Source organism: uncultured Erythrobacter sp., assembly GCF_947499705.1.
Classification (GTDB): Bacteria; Pseudomonadota; Alphaproteobacteria; order Sphingomonadales; family Sphingomonadaceae; genus Erythrobacter.
The window spans coordinates 345854-367338 of record NZ_CANMPJ010000002.1 but is presented as its reverse complement, the minus strand read 5'-3'; the positions used below and the strand labels follow the sequence as shown (position 1 = coordinate 367338).

Below are 21485 nucleotides of genomic sequence, written 5' to 3'. Positions count from 1 at the left end.
TGTGTCGCCCTTTCAATTTCGGCAAGTAGCCCTTCGTCTAGGCTCAAAGTCATCAGTCGAACCGCGGATTGCGTCGGATCGAACCCAGGCCTAGACCGCTTGCACCTAGTGAGTTATATCTGTAATACACCCTTCGCATTTGAGGGAACGGTATGAATTTCGAGACCACCATTACGGCTGAAGCCGCTGACAACGTCGCTGCCGATGTGGATGGCGGTGTGCTTGGCGCGCGCGGTGAGCGCTCCGGCGTGTCGCGCTGGCTGCTGCTGGGCGGGATCGGAATCCTTGGCCTGCTGCTGGCGATTGCCGCCTATTTCGCCATAAGCACTGGTGAACCGGTCGCGGCTGGTGATGAAGATTCTCAAGCACCTGTGGTGACGGTTATCGCACCGGGCCAAACCACGGTCTCGGGCATGATCGAAGCTCCGGGCACGATTGCTGCTCGCCGTGAAATGCCCGTCGGTGTGGTCGGTGAAGGCGGTCAGGTTCGATCGGTTCGCGTCGATGCGGGCGATTGGGTCAGTGCCGGGCAAGTGCTGGCCGTGATCGACCGTTCGGTACAGACTCAGCAAGTTGCGGCACAAGCGGCCCAGGTTGAGGTTGCCCAAGCCGATGCAGATATCGCGCAAGCCAATCTCGACCGGGCATTGCAGTTGGTGGAGCGCGGGTTTGTTTCGAAAGCCGATGTGGACCGGCTGACGGCAACCCGCGATGCGGCTGTCGCACGTGTCAAAGTTGCCAAAGCGCAATTGCAGGAACGGCGCGCTCGTAATGCGCAGCTCAACATTGTCGCTCCGGCATCGGGTTATGTTCTCTCGCGCAATGTTGAACCGGGCCAGACTGTTAGCGCTGGCACTCCGGCTCTGTTCAGTATCGCTCGCGGCGGCGAGATGGAAATGCTCGCCAATCTGAGTGAAGTTCAGCTCGCCAGCCTTTCGCAAGGCGTTTCGGCTAGCGTCGTCCCGACCGGTTCGGACAAAGAATTCAACGGACAGGTGTGGCAGGTCTCGCCGGTCATCGATCAACAATCCCGGCAGGGCACCGCGCGCATTGCGTTGTCCTATGCGCCGGAGCTTCGTCCTGGCGGTTTTGCAACGGCGCGAATCAACAGCGGCACCCTGACAGCGACAGTGCTTCCCGAAAGTGCGGTCCTCGCCGATGATGAAGGCGCGTTCGTCTATGTGGTGAATGACGAGAACAAGGCGACCCGTCAGGCGGTAACGACCGGAATGGTCACTGCGCAAGGCATCGCGATCACTGAGGGTCTTTCGGGCACTGAAAGGGTCGTACTGCGTGCAGGCGGGTTCCTAAATCCAGGCGAAACGGTCAATCCGCGCCGCCAAGAAAGTTAAATGCCATCCGCCAAATGCCATCCGAACGCGTGTTCGGACCGTATGGTAAAGGGTAAGCGACGCGAGAAACAGGCAAGGTCACTATGAACTTTCGTAATCTATCCGCCTGGTCGATCCGCAATCCTGTGATCCCGTTGGTGATGTTCACCGCGCTGCTGTTCGCTGGATTGGTCAGCTTCTCGCGCATGGACGTGACCAACAACCCGGATGTCGAATTCCCCGGCGTGCAGGTTTCGATCTCGCAGCCCGGCGCCGCGCCGACCGAGATTGAAAACCAGATCACGCAGCGCGTCGAGAGTGCGCTCAATTCTATCAATGGCGTGAAATCGATCAACTCGACGGCGCGCGAAGGCAATTCGGGCACTTTTGTCGAGTTCGAGATCGGGACCGATCCTGACGACGCAGTCGTGGAAGTGCAGAACGCGATTTCGCAGGTCCGTGGCGCATTGCCCGACGGTATTCTGGAGCCGCGCATCACCAAGGCCGAGGTCGCAGGCGGATTCCTTGGCATATACGCGGTCCAGGCTGACGACATGACAATCGAGCAGCTCAGCTGGTTTACCGACGACACCGTGGCCAAACAGCTCAGCAACATTTCCGGCATGGCAGAGGTTGGTCGCTGGGGCGGGGTTGATCGCGAGATCGAAGTGATTCTTGACCCTGCCAAGATGCAGGCATTGGGTGTTACAGCCTCGCAGCTTAACTCGGTCCTGCGACAGTCCAACATCGATGCAGCGGGTGGCCTCGCTGAAGTGGGCGGTACGCGGCAGTCGCTCCGCGTTCTTGGCAACAATGACAGCGCCTATGAGCTCTCGCAGCGCCAGATCCAGCTTGGCGGCGGCCGCACTATCCGCCTGGCCGATGTTGCGACCGTCCGTGATGGCTTTTCGGAGCGGACCTCGATCGGCGAGGTTGGCGATAAGGAAGTCGTCAATTTCTTCATGAGCCGCGCACGCGGCGCCTCAGACGTCACCGTCTTCGACGAAGCAAAGGCGAAGATCGCGCAGATCGAAGAAGAAAATCCAGGCGTCAAATTCATCCCGCTGTTCAACACGGTCAAGTACACTGAGAGCCAGTACAAGAGCTCGATGGCAGCGCTGATCGAAGGCGCGCTGCTTGCGGTTGTGGTGGTGTTCCTGTTCCTGCGCGACTGGCGTGCGACGTTCATTTCGTCGGTCGCGATCCCGCTATCCGCCATCCCGACTTTCTTCTTCATGGACCTGCTCGGGTTTAACTTGAACTTCCTCTCACTGCTCGCGCTGGCGCTAGTCGCTGGCGTGCTGGTCGATGATGCGATCGTGGAGATCGAAAACATCGTGAGACACATGAGGATGGGCAAAACCGCCTATCAGGCAAGCATCGACGCCGCCGACGAAATCGGCCTGCCAGTGGTTGCGACCAGTTTCTGTATCGTCGCGGTGTTCCTGCCCGTTGGCCTGATGCCCGGAATCTCCGGCCAGTTCTTCCAGAACTTCGGCCTGACTGTGGTGATCGCGGTGCTGATGTCATTGGCGGTGGCGCGAATGATAACGCCCTTGATGGCGGCCTATTTCCTGAAGGCCGATGGCCACGCAAAGCACGGTGAAGGCCCCTGGATGGACCTCTATATGCGCGTGCTCGCTTGGACCCTCGACACCGGCAAAATGGCAGTGCGCCGTGCCGGACTGGCAAGCCCGCGTTCGCGCTTTCTATACTCGCTCTCTCTGCTTCTGACCGTCATCCTGGTGCTTGCAACGACGGCTATGGCGCTGTTCGCAGCCTTCGGCGCGATTTCAGGCCTCGATATCCCGTCCCAAGTGGCATTGGCGGTTTCTGAAGATTCCAATTCCTTGCCCTATTTCCTTGCGTCTAAGATCTTCGAAATTCTGCAGGTCGTGGTGGCCAGTGGGATCGCGTTCGTCGCCGGTTGGTTGGTATTCCATGCCCTTACGCTACCCAACCGCCTGATACGATCCGATTGGAACGTTGCCAGAGCTATCGGATTTGTCCTGACAGCGATTTATCTGCTTCTGGCTTTCGCCTTTGCGATCGGGCTGATGTACGCAATCTTCAACGCGTTTGCCGCACCGCCGCCCGATCCAGTCCCAGGAGAAATCGCCGAAACACAAGGATTCGATCCGTTCTCACTGACGTTCGGGCAGTATGTTGTGTCGATTCTCGGTCTGCCGGTCACTGCGGGCATTCTATATCTGGCGTATCTCGGTGTAAGAGCGAGTACCGATTCAGCTCGTTACATGACAGCGCGGTTCTATGACCACCGGGTTTGGATGCTCGGCGTCGGTTGGTTCTCCTTACTGGTGACGATTCTGCTGTTTGGTCAGATCCCCGGACAGTTCCAGCCGTCGATCGACGATTCGAACAGCACCGTCGATATCGAGATGGTGCCCGGTACGACGCTGGCGACAACGCAGCGCGTGACGAAACAGGTCGTCGCGATCCTCGAAGAACAGCAAGAAGTCGAACTGATGCTTGAGCGGACGCGCATCGGCAATGCGAGCATCTACATTACATTGAAGGATGACCGCGAGCGCTCCTCGATCGAATTCGAACGCGAAGTCGGCCCGCTGCTGCAAGACATCCCTGACGCCCGTGTGCGTTTCGAATCGCAGAGCGGCGGATTCGGTTCCGGCCGCGATCTGACCGTGATGCTCGCAGGCTCCGACCCTGAATTGCTGGAGCAAACCGCAACGACTTTGGTCGAGCAGATGAAGTTGATCGACGAGCTGGTTGCACCGCGTATCAGCGCCGACCTCAACCGCCCGGAAATCATCATCACCCCGCGTGAACAGATTGCTGCCGAACTGGGTGTCACGACTGTCGCCCTGTCGCAGACAATACGGATCGCGACCCTGGGCGAGATCGAGCAGAACGCCGCACGGTTCTCATTGTCGGATCGTCAGATACCGATCCGCGTGAAGCTTTCCGAAGAAGCGCGCACTGACATGACCACCATCGAGAATCTTCCAGTCCAGACGATCAATGGCGGTACAGTGCCGCTAGGCCGAGTGGCGAAGATTGAATTCGGCTCCGGTCCGACCGCAATCCAACGCTATAACCAGAACCGCCGCGTTCTGATCGGCGCCGATCTTGCGAGCGGAGTCGTGAAAGGCGAAGCCCAGGCGAAGGTCAATCAACTGCCGATCCTGCAGGAGCTCCCAACCGGAGTGATCCGCGATGTTGTGGGCGAGGATGAGTGGCAGCAGGAAATGCTGGCGAACCTTACCGTGGCGATCATCGCCGGGGTACTCTTGGTGTTTGCCTGCCTCGTACTGCTCTACAAGCGTCTGATGAGCCCGCTGGTCAACATGACCTCGCTCGCTCTGGCGCCGCTTGGCGGTATCCTGCTGCTGTGGCTGGTTGGCATGCCGCAAACCATGCCGGTCTATATCGGCATTCTGCTGCTGCTGGGTATTGTCTCGAAGAACTCGATCCTGCTGATCGACTTCGCCATTGAGGAGATGGCCAAAGGCACCGAAAAGCTCGAATCGATCATGGAAGCGGGGCACAAGCGTGCTCAACCGATTGTGATGACGACTGTCGCGATGACCGCCGGGATGGTTCCAACCGCAATCTCTCTGACGGGCGATGGGGCTTGGCGTCAGCCGATGGGTATCGTCGTGATTGGCGGCCTCATCATGTCAACGTTGCTGACCCTTATCATCGTTCCGGCAGGCTTCAGCCTTGCCGATGGTTTCGAGCGGCGCGTTGGTCCGTGGCTGCGCGACAAGATGCTGACCTACAAGCCCGGCGACGACACCAAGCCCTATGGCCCCGGCGCAGGCGAACCGTCGCCCGACGTGCCGTACCCCGGTAAACCGGCGACCCCTGGATCGCCTATCCCGCCGGGGGCCGAACCAGCGGAATGATTCCCGCCATCTTTGGTTGGGGCGTGACGCTGGGCAAATGTCGAGGCTATTAGGATGGATATGGCTTCGTCCGCCCAATCCGTTCCGCTAAAATTTGGCGGCGAGCCGCTGACGGCTGATCGTGCCCGGCGCATGAGCTGGACTGCGACAGGCCTGCTGGCCGCGATGGCGGTGTTGTTCTTCGCCACGCATGGCCTGCTCGGGAGTCACCCAGCCTGGGGCTATGTGAACGCCTTTGCTGAGGCTGCGATGGTGGGCGGGCTGGCGGACTGGTTTGCGGTCACTGCGCTGTTCCGCCACCCGCTTGGCCTGCCAATCCCACACACGGCAATCATACCCGAGAACAAGGACCGCATTGCCGACACTATGGCGCAGTTTCTGCGCGAGAATTTCCTGACGCCTGCTGTCGTTGCACGGCGTATGTCGGGGATGAATGTCGCGCGCGGCGTGGGCGAATTTCTCTCCAGCAGCGCTGACGATCCTTCAGGGCCTGACGCGCGCTCGCGGATCACCGGCGGCGCGGCAGAGATGTTCGCCGAAGTGCTCGAGTCCCTCGACCCTGACCGGCTGGGAAATCAGGTGCGGTCGGGCCTTGCATCACAATTTGCGAAGATCGATGTTTCTCCGCTTGCCGGACGGATGCTCGAAGGCGCGATTGCTGATCGTCGGCACTTGCCTTTGATCGATGGCATGATTCGCTGGGCGGGTCTGACGCTGGAAGACAACGAAGAGACGGTGCGCGACATCATTCGTGCCAGAGCCAACGCGGTGCTGCGCTGGACCGGCTTGGACGAACGCATCTCCGGCTCGGTGCTGGACGGTCTATACAAACTCCTGGCCGAAGTGCTGGTCGATCCCGAACACCCGCTGCGCCACAAGATGGAAGAGGGGCTCGAAAAGCTCGCGCAGGACCTTCAGCACGATGAGGAAACGCGCGAGAGAGTTGAATCGATCAAGCGCGACCTGCTCGAAAACCCCGCGCTGGCTGAATGGTGGATGGGCGTTTGGGAACGCATTCGCCGGTCGCTGATCCGCCGCGCGCGCGAATCCGATAGCGGGTTGGGCCAGGAAATGCGCAAAGGGCTGGGTGAGCTCGGCGGCGCGCTTAAGAAAGATGAGCGGCTGCAGGTACAGATCAATCGGTTTGCGCGCCGAACCGCAGTGGGCGTCGCCACCCGCTATGGCACCGAGATCGTCACGCTGGTGTCGGACACGGTGAAGCGCTGGGACGCGACCACCATCACGGGGCGGATCGAGAATGCGGTGGGCCGCGATCTCCAGTTCATCCGCATCAACGGAACGCTGGTCGGCGGCTTGGTCGGCATGACCCTGCACTTCATCGTGAGCTTTCTCTGACCACCACCTAGGTAGTGATCCCGGATAGAGAGCCGGTCCTTGCGACCGTTCTCACATGGGTCATGGAAGATTCGACCGACAATCCGTCACCGCAGACGATCACGCTTGCTGCGGGCGCGCAGGCCGTGATCAACGGTGCATTGGTCACCGCAAAGGGACCTTGCGAGCTCGAAATCGGCGCGGGGTCATTCGTTGTGACAGGGCGCGCTCTCGATCGCATGCCGACCCCGCTGCGCAACCCGCGCGAGGAGTTGTATTTTTCAATCCTTGAAGCGAGCACCGATGACGAGCGTTTCGTCGAAGCCCGTTTCCGGCTTTTCAGCCTGCTAGCCCAAGTTGTGCAGCATGATCGGTCTTATCAAGGCCAGCGCGAATGCGCCGCCTGCGCTGCCGCCCTGATGGCGGGCAATTCTGCCGAAGCGGTGCGCTGCGCAGCACGGCTCGCATCCGAACGTTTTGACGAGGGGCCGCGTGGCTCTCGGTTCGAGCGGCGCAGGTCGCGCAGAAAGCTGGGTGAAGTCGGCGGCAGAGACATAAGGATTTAGCCCTAGCCTCGGCGCAGGCTGAACGCAGCGGCTTCCGACTATCTCCGGCCCTACACGGGATGGAGTGGGACGTGCTGATTGAAGCCAGACCTCTAAGTGCGCTGAGCGCTCAGATTGAAAAGACAGCAAGCCGCCTTTCAGCCAAGGTTTCGCTTGGGCGGGCGGATCACAGCCGCCAATTCGAAGGGCTGATGGCGTTGTTATCTGCGCGGATCGCCGGGCTGGTTCGGCAGTATCGGCTTGGCGATATGCGAGAGGATGCTCAACAGGCCGCCGCGATTGGTGTGCACCGGGCGCTCGAAACCTTTGATCCGACAAAAGCCAGTTTTGCGACTCACGTGACGTGGCAAATTCGCGGCGAACTTCAGAGCCTGCGTCACCGTATGCGTTTGGATCACCGCGTCAGCGCGAAAAGCGCCGGGGCAAAGACAGTGTCGCTTGAAGCGCTGAGTGATGGGCTCGGTGACTCTGCAGTTTTTGAATTTGTCGATGAAACAGCGCTGAAACGCAGCGAACGCGCGGCAAGCGATGAGATGGCCACCGCATTCATGGACCGACTGCTTGATCAACTCGAAGCCCCGGAACAGGAGCGGGCGTTGCTGCACGACCATCTGTTCGACCGCGAGCCTACAAATGAAGCGCGTTCGATCCGCACATCGGAGCAGCGCCGCCAGATTGTCCGGCGAACTTTGCGAAATTGCGCGAAAGTGGCTGCTGCTGCCTAGCGCGCGGCTTCAATTCAGGCGGAATGTCACTCTGGTCGAGTATTGCGCGACCAGTGATTGTCCTTCGGCATTCAACGCTGGATTGAATGTTGCATGCCTCAGCAGCAACAAACAGACCGTATCGTTGAAAGATGTCAGGCCTTCCACGGCGGTGACTTCACAGTAGCTTGGACGGCCGGTCTTGTTGATGGTCAGCCTTACAGAAACGCTGGCCTCTTCTCCCGCTCGGATCAGATATTTCGGGTAACCTTCCTGAATGATTTTTGCCCAACGCGCGACTTCGGTTGGTTGCGGAGGGATCGCCGCCAGTGCCGTATTGCGTGTGATTGCATTCGCGACCTTCTCTGCGCAAAGCTGAAGCTCTGCGAGCGGGTCGGTCAGCGATCCGGTTTTCAGAACGATCGGTTTCATGAGTGCTCGGCCAAGTCGAAGTTCGGTAATCGCTGCCAACCTCTCTGGGGTCATTTCACTAATGGTAGTTGGAGCACGCGGTGCGCCGGGCAGATATGTCTCCGATTGTTCAGCCTGTTCGGGCAATTCACTCTCCAACCCCAGCAGTGCCCGCTCTTCCATCGTCGGTGTAAGCCGCAATCCGAATAGGGAAACCACTGGTCGGCCCTTGCTCGATTTGGCGGCGACGTAAGCGCGGAAATATTCGGGTTCGGGCGCGAATTGGACCGCAATGTTCGGGCCATAAGGATTGCGCATCGGCCGCCCGATGGCTGTCAGATTGTAGGCCGGGGCTTCACCGCCCTGGTCCACCCACAAGGTCACCTGATCCTTGTCGGCACCAAATGTCCGGCTGATCCGGCATTTGTCTTCATATTCGCGCAGTTTCCATTCGGCATTGGGTTCAAGCGAGAGCGGCTCTGCCGTTGCAGGAACAGCGCCAATGCCTGCGATCATCACGATCGCGATCAACGATTTACGAAACCACATAGAAGCAACCCCCACCGCGCAATCTAGCGCGGCGGCAGTTCAACGCAACATGCGGCTTCTCGGAATTCGCGCATTGCTGCCGGAGTGGCGGCCTAGTTCATACGATAGGTGATTGTGGTGGTGTGATAAGAACGAAACGGGTTTCCATCGGCATCGAGAGCCGGTTCGAATTCCGCCTGCACCATCGTTTTGCAGGCTGGCGATTCCAGCGCATCCTGAATGGTCGCGTTGTTCACGACGCATTCGGTCACCTTTCCTGTCTCATCCACGATCACGCGCATTTTGAAGATTCCCTGCTCGCCTTTGTTTAGCGCGCGGCGCGGGTATCTCGCTTCGATCCGGCTGCTAACAAAGGCGAGATTCTTAAGCTCAGGCATGCGTTTCGCGGTCAGGTGCTTGTCGACGTCCAGTCCCCAGTCCCGGACCATGTTCTGCGTGCACTTGTTCATGACCTTGAACGTTTCACCCAGCGGCCCGGTTTGCAGACGGACTTTCTGGCTGCCTTGCTGAAGGGCGATGTACTTGACCCTGTCACCCCTTACTGGATCGAGTTGAGGCAGAGCGCCTGAGGCCGATTCTTTTTTCGACGAATCGTCCGTGCCGCCTCTGACGTTCATCGAGGAAAAGATCAGCGCTGGTCCGTACCCTTCCACATCGCCTTTGAATGGCTTGGTCCGCTTGGGTTTTTGTTCATCGAAGAAGCGAACGCTCGTGCGGCGCAGACTTCGGAAGCGCTTCAATCGCTTTCCAGAGACTGTGAGACCAAGGCCATTCGCAGGCCCGGATTGTTCGAAGAAGATCAGATGTCGGTCGTCACCTTCACCGAAGAAACGGGCGAGCCGGCACTTGGTCTCGCCGAAATCCACGTTCCACGGGCTGGAAGGAAGGAGAGTGTCGGTCGGATCATCGGCTGATGCAGGGGCTGCGGTGAGCCCTACCGATGCAGCAGTCAGAGCGAAAAACAGACGAACGCGCATAAAAAGAAGCCTCCGCCGCGCAATTTAGCGCAGCGGAGGCTTCTGACAATATTGAGTTTTTCTGAAGTTAGCCTAGCGCGCCGGTCAGCTCAGGCACAGCGTTGTAGAGATCGGCGACAAGGCCGATATCCGCGACCTGGAAGATCGGGGCGTCTTCATCCTTGTTGATCGCGATGATGACTTTGGAGTCCTTCATCCCCGCAAGGTGTTGAATCGCGCCAGAAATGCCGATCGCGATATAGACTTCCGGAGCGACAATTTTGCCGGTCTGGCCGACTTGGTAATCGTTAGGCACGTAGCCTGCATCGACGGCAGCGCGCGAGGCGCCGATGGCTGCGCCGAGCTTGTCGGCGAGCGGGGTGATGATGCTCTCGAAGGTTTCGCTGTCTTTCAGCGCACGTCCACCGGACACGATGACCTTGGCGCTCGTCAGCTCTGGCCGCTCGCTCTTGGCGATTTCAGCGCTGACGAAGCTGGAAATACCTGCATCGCCCGGACCGGCTGCGTCTTCGATGGCAGCGGAGCCGCCTTCGGTTGCAGCCTTTTCAAAGGCAGTACCGCGTACCGTGATTACCAGCTTGGCATCGCTCGTTTCAACAGTTGCGATGGCGTTGCCGGCATAGATCGGGCGGGTGAAGGTCTTGGGGCCTTCGACCGAGAGAATGTCCGAAATCTGCATCACATCGAGATGCGCGGCGACGCGCGGCGCGATGTTCTTGCCGCTGGTGGTCGCAGGCGCGAGGAAGGCGTCATAGCCATCCATCAGACCAGCAACGAGCGGTGCAACATTCTCTGCAAGCGCATTGGCGTAGGCGGCGTCATCCGCCTTCAGCACCTTGGCAACGCCTGCAATCTTGGCGGCAGCTTCGGCAGCCCCGCCGCAATCATGGCCAGCGACCAGTGCGTGGACTTCACCCAGCTTTCCAGCAGCGGTGACCACTGCGAGCGTCGCATCGTTGACGGAGTTATTGTCGTGTTCGACCAGAACCAGAGTGTTCATAGTGTCTATCCTTTTTCTGACTGGGCCGCGAATTACGCGATCCCCAGTTCCTTGATCTTGGCGACCAGAGCAGCGACGTCTTCGACCTTTTCACCGGCCTGACGAACGGGTGGTTCGGAGACGTTGGTGGTGGTGTGGCGCGGCGCGATATCGACACCGAAATCGGCTGGTGTCTTTGCGTCGAGCGGCTTCTTCTTCGCCTTCATGATGTTTGGCAGCGAAGCGTAGCGCGGCTCATTAAGGCGCAGGTCGGTGGTGACGATGGCGGGCATCGTCAGTTTCACGGTTTCGAGACCGCCATCGACTTCGCGCTTCACGGTCACGGCATCGCCATCGACTTCAACAGTGTTGGCAAAGGTGCCTTGCGGGCGGCCCATCAAAGCCGCGAGCATCTGACCGGTCTGGTTCGAATCGTCGCTGATCGACTGTTTGCCGAGCAGGATGAGACCGGGTGCTTCTTCCTCGGCGATTGCCTTGAGGATCTTGGCGACGGCCAGCGGTTCAACTTCCTCGTCGGTTTCAACCAGGATCGCGCGGTCTGCGCCCATGGCAAGCGCAGTGCGGAGCGTTTCCTGCGCCTTGGCCGGGCCAACTGACACGGCGATGATTTCTTCGGCCTTGCCCGCTTCCTTGATCCGGATCGCTTCTTCGACAGCGATCTCGTCAAATGGGTTCATGCTCATTTTGACGTTTGCGAGGTCGACGCCCGAGCCATCGGCTTTCACCCGTGGCTTCACGTTGTAATCGATCACCCGCTTCACGGGGACGAGGATTTTCATGGGGATTCCTTCCTGTCTCAAACTCTCGCGGCCGCCCTAGCTCGCGTTTACGTAAACGTCAAGCAAACGAGAGGCAGCAAGATTCTTTTCATGTGTCTGTCGAATTGCCGTCTCGCGCTACGTCTACCCTGCGTCAACCCTCCTAATTGCGATGCTTGCCTTAGAGTTGCATCGGAGGGAATGTAAGTGACGGGAGAGCGTGCAATGAATGCAATCGGACACGTATTGGGGGCTGTCTTCGCGGCGTTAGCCCTTGCCGGGACAGCGGCAGCGCAGGAATCGGCACCGGAAACCCGGATCGGCGAGAAGGGCTTCGAATCGCGCCCCGCCACTCTCGATCAGGTGGATTGGCTGGTCGGTCAGTGGGTCGGTGAGGGCATTCAGGGCGCGCCTGCGATGGAAAGCTGGTTGCCACCCTCTGGCGGGACCATGGTCGGGACCTTCGTGCAGGAGACCACCGATGGCGCGATCATGTTCACCGAGCATATGTATCTGATGCAGGAGAACGGCACGCTGGTCCTGCGGCTAAAGCACTTCAACGCCGACCTGACCGGGTGGGAAGAGAAGGACGATATGCTCACGTTCCGCCTCATTGCGGTTGAGCCCTGCGCGGTGTTCTTCAATGCTCTGACGTTGCGCTGCGCTGATCCGGAGAACCCTGGAAGTGGCCTAGTCGCAGCAGTTCGGATGAAGAGCGAAAAGCTCGAACCACAGGAGCTCATCTTCAACTTTCGCGCCGCTGAGCGGTCGACCGGATCATACGATTGCGATGGTACGACTGTCGCTATCAACGATTGCCTCGGTGACGTGAGTGATCGCGCCAAGCTACGTCAGGCGCGTTACCTTGAAGCGGCGCTAGGCTCGAACGACAACGACAGTGCTCTGGCCGATCAGATCCGCGAATCCGATATTGCCTTCAACTTGTACCGTGATCGGGAATGCATCGCGGTCTACGAAGCTTGGAAGGAAGGTTCGATCCGTAACGCGATGACTTTGCGCTGCATGATCCGCCTGACCGACCAACGCACGCACGATATCTGGCGCAATTGGCTGACCTATCAGGATAGCAGCGCACCGATATTGCCAGAGCCAGCGCCGACGCGTTGATACGAAAAAGCCGCGCCAGTTGAAACGGGCGCGGCTCTAAAAATTTGATGCGATGATTACGGCTTAAGCCGCCTGCCTCACCTCGGCGACGATCTTCTTCGCGGCGTCGCCCAGATCGTCAGCTGGGACAATCGGCAGGCCGGAATTGGCGAGGATTTCCTTACCCTTGTCGACATTGGTGCCTTCGAGACGGACGACCAGTGGCACGTCGAGCTCGACTTCCTTGGCCGCTGCAACGATGCCTTCAGCGATGGTGTCGCAGCGCATGATCCCGCCGAAGATGTTCACCAGAATGCCTTCGACAGCGTCATCGGCGAGGATGATCTTGAACGCTGCCGTCACCTTCTCGGTCGTCGCGCCGCCGCCTACGTCCAGGAAGTTGGCCGGGAACGCACCGTTGAGCTTGATGATATCCATCGTCGCCATCGCAAGGCCCGCACCGTTGACCATGCAGCCGATATTGCCGTCGAGCTTGATATAGGCGAGGTCGTATTCGCTAGCTTCGACTTCAGCAGGGTCTTCCTCGGTCTCGTCGCGCATTTTTTCGATTGCCGGGTGGCGATAGAGCGCGTTGCCGTCGAAGCTCATCTTGGTGTCGAGCACCAGCAGATCGGCATTGCCCTCTGCGTCAGGCTTGGTTTCGACCAGCGGGTTGATTTCGAGCATCTCACAATCGCTCGCCATAAAGGCCGTGTAGAGCTGGGCGGCGAGCTTCTGGCACTTCTTGTTCAGCGCACCCGACAGTTTGAGTGCGAAAGCAACTGCACGGCCATGATGCGGCATGAATCCCTGTGCCGGGTCGATCGTGATCGTGGTGATCTTCTCAGGCGTTTCGTGGGCGACGTCCTCGATATCCATCCCGCCTTCGGTCGATGCGACCATCGCGACACGGCCAGTCGCGCGGTCCACCAGCATGGCGAGGTAGTATTCGCTTTCGATATCGACGCCGTCTGTGACGTAGAGGCGATTGACCTGTTTGCCCGCGTCGCCGGTCTGGATCGTAACCAGCGTGTTGCCGAGCATTTCCTTGGCGTGGCTTTCCACTTCGTCGAGCGAGAAGGCGAGGCGGACACCGCCCTTGGCATCCTCGGGCAGTTCCTTGAACTTGCCTTTGCCGCGTCCACCGGCGTGAATCTGCGCCTTAACCACATAGAGCGGTCCTGGAAGCTGCTTGGCCCCGGCAACCGCTTCCTCGACGGTCAGCGCCGCGTGGCCCGCGGGAATGGCAAGCCCGTGTTCCTTGAGCAGTTCCTTGGCCTGATATTCATGGACGTTCATTGCAGCGTGATCCCTTTAGAATTTCCGATGTCCCGCCTCTTCGTCGTGCGAGGGCAGGTATACCGGGGAGAAGTTTCTTAGCGCTGCCTAAGCATGGTTCGCAGCGCTTGAAAAGTGGCAAGCGTGCCTCCACCACAGAGCCTCGCATGATTGATAGGAATCGCCTTCAGGAGATAACCCGGGAAGCGGGTAGAATCGCGTATTCGCGCTGGCCCGGTGCCGGGCATGAGGTTGCGTCCTGGGACAAGACGCCCGGCAACCCTGTGAGTGAGGCGGATCTTGAAGTCGATTCGTTCCTTCGGCGCGAGCTCGGTGCACTGCTGCCATCAGCAGGGTGGCTTTCCGAAGAGACGGCTGATGATCCCGCTCGGCTCAAGAACGATCTGATCTGGCTGGTTGATCCAGTCGATGGCACGCGCGATTTCGTGCGCGGACGTGATGGCTGGGCGGTTTCAGTCGCGCTTATAAGCGCGGGGCGCCCGTTGATCGGCATCCTAGCGGCTCCGGCGCGGGGCGAAGAATGGTGCGCGGTGGCGGGACAAGGAGCAACTCTCAACGATGCTGCGATCAACGCCAGCACGCGCGACAGTTTCAGCGGATCGCGCATCCCGATCGACCAATTGCCGAGCGTCGATTCGGATCTCGTGGTCGTGAACAAGCCGAACTCGATTGCCCTGAGGATCGCGATGGTCGCTGCAGACCAAGCCGATCTCGTCGCGACGTTGCGTTGGGGCTTCGAATGGGACGTCGCCGCCGCCACATTGATCGCACGTGAGGCAGGTGCGCAGGTCTCCGATGCGTTCGGCAAGCCGTTAGGCTACAACAAGCGCGATCCCCGAGATTTCGGCGTATTGGCCTGCTCGCCCGCGATCCACGGCGAAGCAGTGGCGCGGCTGGCTGACCGGGCGAATCAACTGAAGTAGCATCAAAACGGGTCGCCGAATGGCGACCCGCAAGCCCGGAGTCGAAGTCTAAGACGCAGACGTGCGAAGCACACCTGCAAGGGCGCCCGCAGCGATGCGATCTTTGATCGCAATGAGCGAGGATACTACACGCCCGGATGGGCGTGCGGAAAACATACTACTGCGCGCGCGCGGCGGCCACGTCTTCCTGGCTGATCGGGATGATCTTGATTTCGACCCGGCGGTTAAGCGGTTCGTCCACGCCATCTGCGGTCTTCACGCGAAGGAAGTCGTAGCTTTCGCCATATCCCTGTGTCGCGAAGCGGCTGCGTGCCACGCCCCGTGCGGCCAAGTAATCGGCGACCGATTGCGCGCGTCGCTCTGACAGGCCCTGATTGAGCGCATCCGAACCGGTCGTGTCGGTAAAGCCGTACACATCGACCAAGCTGTTTGGATATTTGATCAGGCTGTCCGCCACCGAATCCAGCGTCGTGTAAAAGCCCGGATTGATGTCGGCTGATCCGCGCGCAAAGGTTACGCCATCGGGCAGGCGGACAAGGATGGCTTCGCCGTCGCCGACTTCCTCGACATCGACGCCGGTCCCTTCGACCTGCTCGTCGAGTTCCTTGATCTGATCATCGAACTGTTTGCCAATCACGGCGCCAGCGGAGCCGCCAATCCCTGCGCCGATGATACGCGCGGCATCGCCGCCGATCGCACCGCCAAGCAGATAACCGAGGGTGCCGCCCAATGCCGCGCCAATGCCGGTGCGCGAGACTTTCTGTTCGCCGGTATTCGGATCTGTGACGCAGGCGCTGGTTCCCATTAGAGCCAGAGCGGCGGTGCCCGAAAGCAGGATGCGTGATGTTTTCATTATTGGTCCTCCTCAGTTGAGAATATCATACCTTATCAAGGCATGACATCGCGTCTCGTTCCATATCGTTGCGCTTGAACCTGCGCAGTTTGCGTCAGGATTAATGACTTGTAACGGAGTGTTGCCTGGATCGCGCTGAACCGGGATGGGCCGAAACGAAGCGGCTGGCAAGGCGCTGCAATTGTGCTAGCGCATGCGGCGTGACACCGTTTCCCTGGGCCGACCTGTTTATCATCGCTGGGCTGATCGTGCTCAATGGCGTCTTCGCCATGTCCGAGCTTGCGATCGTTTCTGCCAAAACCGCTCGCTTGAAAGCGCGAGCCGAGGATGGCTCTGCTAGCGCCAAAACCGCGCTCGCTCTCGCAGCAGAGCCGGGCAAGTTTCTCTCAACGGTGCAGATCGGGATCACGCTGATTGCGATCATCACGGGTGCATTCTCTGGCGCGAGTCTGGAGGGTCCGGTCGGCGAGCGTCTCGCCGCACTGGGCGTGCCAGCCGATATGTCGGGAGATGTCGCGTTTGTCACCGTGATCGCGCTGACCACGTATTTCAGCGTCGTGGTGGGAGAGTTGGTCCCCAAACAGCTAGCGCTGCGCGCAGCAATCCCGATTTCGTTGGTGATGGCGCGGCCGATGGCGCTGCTCGCCAGTATCGGTGCGCCTCTCGTGTGGCTGCTCGATACGTCGTCTGCCGGGATTATCCGCCTGTTCGGCATCCGATCGAAAAAGACCAGCGCTGTGACCGCAGAAGAGCTGCAGATGATCTTCGCCGAAGCAACCAATTCGGGCGTGATCGAAAGCGATCAGCACCAGATCCTGACCGGCGTTGTTCGGTTGGCCGAGCGTCCCGTTCGCGAAATGATGACTCCGCGCACCGAACTCGACTGGATCGATGTCGATGCGGACGATGCAGCCATCAGAGCGGCGATTGAGGAAAGCCCGCATTCGATGCTGCCGGTGGCGGAAGGCTCGCCAGATTCGATCCTGGGCGTGGTCAAAGTGCGCGAAGTGCTGGGTGCGATGGTTTCAGGGAAGCCGGTTTCTCTCAAAGACATGTTGCGCAAAGCGGAGGTCGTCCCGGATCAGCTGGACGCGATGGATGCTCTACGCGTGCTGCAAACCTCCGACATCGCCATGGTGCTGGTGCATGATGAATACGGTCATTTCGAAGGGATTGTGACCCCGGTCGATCTGCTCACCGCGATGGCAGGGAATTTTGCAAGCGATCAGGACGAAGGTGATGCGCCGCAGGTGATCGAATGCAGCGATGGCTCGCTGCTCATTTCCGGCGCATTGTCAGCTGACGCGCTCGCTGACCGGTTGGGGTTGGACTACGGCGATGACCGCGAATTCGGCACGGCAGCTGGCTACGCGCTATCGGTGCTGAAGCGCCTACCGGTGGAAGGCGATCATTTCAGCGATCAAGGTTGGTGGTTCGAGGTCGTCGACATGGACAACCGCCGGATCGACAAGATCTTAGTGAAGCAGGAAGTGGTTGAAGAAGAGTCTTTGTGATGCGCAGCCCATCCGGGCTGCGATTTCCTCGCTCATGCGACCTAAAGGTCGGGTGGCGCTCCGCGCCGTCTTCGACTCCGCTGCGGGCGCCCATGCAGGTGTGCTTCGCACGTCTGCGTCTTCGACTCCGGGCTTGCGGCCGCTACGCGACTGTTTTGTGCATGGTCACGGCAGTCAGAGGGCGACTGCCCGACGCGGCTTATGCCGCGAAGCCAAGCAGCGCGGATGCGCTGCGCCCGGCGCTTGAGAGCTCAAAACAAATAAGCTTATTCCGGGTTACCCCGGAATAAGCGTCTGCGCCGAAGCTCCGTCGCCTTCCGGTGCGGCGATGATGTCGCGGGTTACTCTGCCTTTGGCTACGGTGTTAGTCGCCGGGTCACCGATGGTCGAGCGGATGCTCGGCGCGGCGCTGCCGGCGCGGTCCAGCGTGCTCGTTTCAATCTGGCTGCGCGGAGCTGGCCCGCCAAACAACGCTTCGAGTGCTTGCTCAGCAGCATTGTTGTCCGCCGGGCGCGGCGCGCCAGGGGCGGGGGGGGTCAGGCTGAAATCAGGTGGAACCACCAACGGCGCCTGACGCTGCACGGCCATTTCATCTGGGCGGTCCCGATTGAACAGGCCGCTGCCACCGCAGGCGGCGAGCATTGCAGCGCCCGAAGTCAGCAGGATCACGGATTTCAGATTACGCATTTCTAACTCTCCACGGGCCGCTCAGCGGGCGGCTCTTCAGTGTCTGTGTCATCATTGTCGCGCAGGAACAGGCTGCGGGCAAGAATTATGACGACGCCGATGGTGATAGCTGCATCGGCGACGTTGAAAACGAGGAACGGGCGGAATGTCCCCCCAAAGGCTGTGATGTGAAAATCGGCATAGTCGATGACGTAGCCCAGGTCCCAGCGATCACGGATATTGCCGATCGCACCGCCCAATATCATGGCGAGGCCAAGGATATCGCCAAGCAGTTTCTCACGCATCATCCATACGAACACGACCAGCGCAATTGCGGCGGTAAGCAGGACCAGCGCCCAGCGCATTTCCATGGTGCTCGCCTGGAACATGCCAAGCGACATTCCGCGATTTTCGACATAGGTGAGATCGAAGAAGGGCAGCAATTCGATATTCTTCACCACCCGCAGGTCGAGCGGCTTGATCACATACCATTTCACTACCTGATCGATCAGGCCGATGAACAGCGCCAATGCCAGTCCGATCATGCGGTTGCGGGTGAAAAGACCGCTCATGCCGCTGTCTCATCCAGCTTCGACACGACACCATCGCAGCGCCCGCAAAGCGCGCCGTCTTCGGCCACGTCGGGCAGCAGACGCCAACAACGACCGCATTTTGCATCAGTGGATTTGGAGACTGTCACTTCGTCCGCTTGCCCGCGCGTCACTGTCCCGGTGATGAACAATTCGGCGAGCTGCTCGTCGGATACGCCTTCAGGCACCGCGCCGGCAGGCACCGTGACGACGGCTTCGTTGCTGGAGCGGATGACCTTGTCACGGCGCAAAGGTTCGATCGCTTCGGTCACGCGTTCGCGCAGGGCGCGCAGTTTCGACCATTTCTCTTTGTCAGCAGGCACCGCTAGCACCGGAGGCCATTCAAGCAGGTGGACGCTGCCGACGTTTCCATCTTCGTCTGGCTCGTCATCCTGGGGATAGCGCGACTTCCACACCTCTTCGGCGGTGAAGACCAGCACCGGCGCGGCGTAGCGCACCAGAGCGTGGAACAGCTGGTCGAGCACCGTGCGATACGCGTTGCGAGTGCTGCTATCTCCGCCATCGCAATAGAGCACGTCTTTGCGGATATCGAAGAAGAATGCGCTGAGATCTTCGTTGCAGAAATCGACCAGCAGGCGGGTGTAGGTGTTGAAGTCGTATTCCTCAGCCGCTTTGCGCAGCTTGCCGTCCAGATCGCTCAGCAGCGAGAGGACATACACTTCCAGCTCGGGGATTTCCCCGGCGTCGGACATATCGCCGATGAAGCCGTCGAGCGCGCCAAGCAGGTAACGGAACGTGTTGCGCAGCCGGCGGTATTGGTCGCCGACGCCTTTGAGGATTTCGTCGCCAATCCGGTGGTCTTCGGTGAAGTCAACCGAGAGCGCCCAAAGCCGGATGATGTCCGCCCCGGTCTGCTCCATCATCTTCACCGGATCGATGGTGTTGCCGAGCGATTTCGACATTTTCTTGCCGGCCTTGTCCATGGTGAAGCCATGGGTCAGGACTTGGTCATAAGGCGCACGGCCGCGCGTGGCGCAGCTTTGCAGCAGCGAGGACTGGAACCAGCCGCGATGCTGGTCGGAGCCTTCGAGGTAGAGATTGGCGGGCCATGTCAGGTCGGGCCAGCGCCCGCTTTCGAGCACGAAAGCATGGGTGCAGCCCGAATCGAACCAGACATCGAGGATGTCCATGACCATCTCATATTCGTCAGGATCGTAGTCCGCACCGAGGAATTCGGCTTTTCGTGCCTCTTCCCAAGCGTCTACTCCATCAGTGCGGACGGCCTCCACAATACGGGCATTCACCGCTGCGTCTTTCAAATAGCTATTGTCTTTGTTCACAAACAGCGTGATCGGCACGCCCCACGCGCGCTGACGCGACAGGACCCAGTCGGGCCGCCCTTCGACCATGGCACCGATACGGTTCTGGCCCTTGGGCGGTACGAACTCGACCCGCTCGATTTCGGCCATCGCGCGGGTTCTCAAGGTATCCCGCTCACCCTGAGCCTGTCGAAGGGTGTCGTTGCCCGTGGCCGCCGCTTCGATATCCTCGATACTCGCCGAATGGAGCGAAGAGGGTGTCGCTACCGGCTCGAGCTCCTTGTCCATCGGCACAAACCATTGCGGCGTGCAGCGATAGATCACCTTGGCTTTGGAGCGCCACGAATGCGGGTAGGAGTGCGCGTAATCGGCAGAGGCGCTGAGCAGCGCGCCAGCTTCGCGCAGGTCAGAGCAGATTGGCCCTTCGGGTGCGTTGAAGGGCTTGTTGATGACCGAGCGGCGGCGCTCCTTACCGTCTGCGTCTTGGTCGTCGGCTCCGAGCCATGCCCAATCGTCGCGATAACGGCCATCGTCCATCACGGCGAAGACGGGATTGATGCCGTTGGCCTTGCACAGATCGAAATCGTCCTCGCCGTGGTCGGGCGACATATGGACAAGGCCGGTGCCGCTCTCGGTGGTGACGAAGTCGCCTTCGAGGAAAGGGCGGGGTGTCGCGTAGAACCCGCCGAGATGGTGCATCGGGTGGCGGGCCTTGGTTTCGGCTAGGTCCGATCCCTTGCCTGACCAAACGTTTTCCAAGTCTGTAAATGGAGCCAAGCCCATTGCGACCCTCTGAGCAAAGTCGGGAACTAGGTCTTCCGCAATCAGGTATTGTCCCAGAGTTCGTTGAGAGCTGGCATCTTCGGCTGAATCTCGCCCAATGATATCCACCAGAACATACTCAACATCCGGCCCATAGGCCAACGCTTGGTTGACCGGGATCGTCCACGGGGTCGTCGTCCAGATCACCGCATGCGCGCCGACCAGTTCTTCGATCGGGCTTTCAGTGATCTCAAACGCCACATCGATCTGTGGCGAATCCGTCAGGTCTTCGTATTCAACTTCAGCCTCGGCCAAAGCGGTCTTCTCAACCGGAGACCACATCACCGGCTTGGAACCCCGATAGAGGTTGCCAGCTTCCGCGAACTTCATCAGCTCGGCAACAATCGTTGCCTCGGCCTGGAAATCCATGGTGAGGTACGGATTGTCCCAATCACCCATGATGCCGAGCCGTTTCAGCTGCTCGCGCTGGGTGTCGACCCATTTCTGCGCATAGGCGCGGCATTCGGCGCGGAATTCCTTTGCGGGAACCTCGTCCTTGTTCTTCTTTTTCTTGCGGTATTGCTCTTCGACCTTCCACTCGATCGGAAGACCGTGGCAATCCCAGCCGGGCACATAGGGCGCGTCCTTGCCCATCAGATTCTGCGTGCGGCAGACCATGTCTTTCAGGATATGGTTGAGCGCGTGGCCGATATGCATGTCGCCATTGGCGTAGGGCGGGCCGTCATGGAGGATGAACTTCTCGCGCCCCGCGCGGGCCTCACGCAATTTCTCGTACAGCCCGATCTCGCGCCAGCGCGCCTCAATGCCCGGTTCCTTCTGCGGAAGGCCGGCTTTCATCGGGAACGCGGTCTTCGGCAGGAAGACCGTATCCTTGTAGTCGCGTTGTGTGCTCTCGTCAGACATAAGGCGCGTCCGTTAGGACATCTCGTGCGTGCGCGAAACCCTCATTGCG

17 protein-coding genes are annotated in these 21485 nt (G+C 59.7%); 8 read left to right on the top strand and 9 right to left on the bottom strand.

The annotated features are described in order from the left end of the window. The first annotated feature begins 152 nt into the window (after positions 1 to 152). The 5 genes from Q0837_RS14610 to Q0837_RS14590 all read left to right on the top strand — a co-directional run bounded on the left by Q0837_RS14610 (position 153) and on the right by Q0837_RS14590 (position 7844). Positions 153 to 1352: an efflux RND transporter periplasmic adaptor subunit gene (locus Q0837_RS14610; RefSeq protein WP_298470597.1), complete on the top strand. Its 1200-nt coding sequence runs from the start codon at positions 153 to 155 to the stop codon at positions 1350 to 1352. An 83-nt stretch (positions 1353 to 1435) separates the two neighbouring features. After that, positions 1436 to 5218 carry an efflux RND transporter permease subunit gene (locus Q0837_RS14605; protein ID WP_298470595.1) on the top strand — a complete coding sequence of 1261 codons (3783 nt, stop codon included), beginning with the start codon at positions 1436 to 1438 and terminating at the stop codon, positions 5216 to 5218. A 60-nt stretch (positions 5219 to 5278) separates the two neighbouring features. After that, positions 5279 to 6574 carry a DUF445 domain-containing protein gene (locus Q0837_RS14600; protein ID WP_298470593.1) on the top strand — a complete coding sequence of 432 codons (1296 nt, stop codon included), beginning with the start codon at positions 5279 to 5281 and terminating at the stop codon, positions 6572 to 6574. A gap of 62 nt (positions 6575 to 6636) precedes the next feature. Then, complete coding sequence (locus tag Q0837_RS14595) at positions 6637 to 7119, top strand: hypothetical protein (protein ID WP_298470591.1); 483 nt, start codon at positions 6637 to 6639, stop codon at positions 7117 to 7119. Between the two features lie 71 nt (positions 7120 to 7190). Then, positions 7191 to 7844 carry a sigma factor gene (locus Q0837_RS14590; RefSeq protein WP_298470589.1) on the top strand — a complete coding sequence of 218 codons (654 nt, stop codon included), beginning with the start codon at positions 7191 to 7193 and terminating at the stop codon, positions 7842 to 7844. A 9-nt stretch (positions 7845 to 7853) separates the two neighbouring features. Here the strand turns inward: Q0837_RS14590 and Q0837_RS14585 are convergent, their stop codons facing one another. The 4 genes from Q0837_RS14585 to Q0837_RS14570 form a co-directional block, all read right to left on the bottom strand. Beyond that, entirely contained in the window at positions 7854 to 8783 is a 930-nt protein-coding gene (locus tag Q0837_RS14585; protein ID WP_298470587.1) for an energy transducer TonB, read from the bottom strand. A gap of 92 nt (positions 8784 to 8875) precedes the next feature. Further along, entirely contained in the window at positions 8876 to 9760 is an 885-nt protein-coding gene (locus Q0837_RS14580) for a TonB family protein (protein WP_298470586.1), read from the bottom strand. Between the two features lie 67 nt (positions 9761 to 9827). Then, complete coding sequence (locus Q0837_RS14575) at positions 9828 to 10760, bottom strand: electron transfer flavoprotein subunit alpha/FixB family protein (RefSeq protein WP_298470585.1); 933 nt, start codon at positions 10758 to 10760, stop codon at positions 9828 to 9830. 32 nt (positions 10761 to 10792) lie between these two features. Then, on the bottom strand, positions 10793 to 11539 hold the full coding sequence (locus Q0837_RS14570; protein WP_298470584.1) for an electron transfer flavoprotein subunit beta/FixA family protein: 747 nt from the start codon (positions 11537 to 11539) through the stop codon (positions 10793 to 10795). Positions 11540 to 11743: 204 nt separating this feature from the next. On the opposite strand from Q0837_RS14570, the gene Q0837_RS14565 reads away from it, so the two are divergent. Continuing rightward, a complete protein-coding gene (locus tag Q0837_RS14565) occupies positions 11744 to 12646 on the top strand; it encodes a DUF6265 family protein (RefSeq protein WP_298470582.1) in 903 nt (300 codons plus the stop codon). Between the two features lie 63 nt (positions 12647 to 12709). Here the strand turns inward: Q0837_RS14565 and sucC are convergent, their stop codons facing one another. Continuing rightward, on the bottom strand, positions 12710 to 13924 hold the full coding sequence (sucC, locus tag Q0837_RS14560; RefSeq protein WP_298470580.1) for an ADP-forming succinate--CoA ligase subunit beta: 1215 nt from the start codon (positions 13922 to 13924) through the stop codon (positions 12710 to 12712). Positions 13925 to 14070: 146 nt separating this feature from the next. On the opposite strand from sucC, the gene Q0837_RS14555 reads away from it, so the two are divergent. Beyond that, positions 14071 to 14847, top strand: a complete 777-nt coding sequence (locus Q0837_RS14555) for a 3'(2'),5'-bisphosphate nucleotidase CysQ (RefSeq protein WP_298470578.1) — start codon at positions 14071 to 14073, stop codon at positions 14845 to 14847. 157 nt (positions 14848 to 15004) lie between these two features. Here the strand turns inward: Q0837_RS14555 and Q0837_RS14550 are convergent, their stop codons facing one another. Beyond that, entirely contained in the window at positions 15005 to 15700 is a 696-nt protein-coding gene (locus Q0837_RS14550) for an OmpA family protein (protein WP_298470576.1), read from the bottom strand. A 200-nt stretch (positions 15701 to 15900) separates the two neighbouring features. Here Q0837_RS14550 and Q0837_RS14545 point away from each other — a divergent pair, with 200 nt between their 5' ends. Then, entirely contained in the window at positions 15901 to 17214 is a 1314-nt protein-coding gene (locus Q0837_RS14545) for a hemolysin family protein (protein ID WP_298470574.1), read from the top strand. 276 nt (positions 17215 to 17490) lie between these two features. On the opposite strand, the gene Q0837_RS14540 is transcribed toward Q0837_RS14545, so the two are convergent. From Q0837_RS14540 to ileS, 3 genes are read right to left on the bottom strand one after another with little or no spacing between them, the layout of a single operon-like run. After that, positions 17491 to 17901, bottom strand: coding sequence for a DUF3035 domain-containing protein (locus Q0837_RS14540; protein ID WP_298470572.1), 411 nt, complete (start codon positions 17899 to 17901; stop codon positions 17491 to 17493). Positions 17902 to 17903: 2 nt separating this feature from the next. Then, positions 17904 to 18452, bottom strand: coding sequence for a signal peptidase II (lspA, locus tag Q0837_RS14535; RefSeq protein ID WP_298470569.1), 549 nt, complete (start codon positions 18450 to 18452; stop codon positions 17904 to 17906). Further along, entirely contained in the window at positions 18449 to 21436 is a 2988-nt protein-coding gene (gene ileS, locus Q0837_RS14530; RefSeq protein WP_298470567.1) for an isoleucine--tRNA ligase, read from the bottom strand. The genes lspA and ileS overlap by 4 nt, the downstream gene beginning before the upstream one ends. Positions 21437 to 21485: the final 49 nt, after the last annotated feature.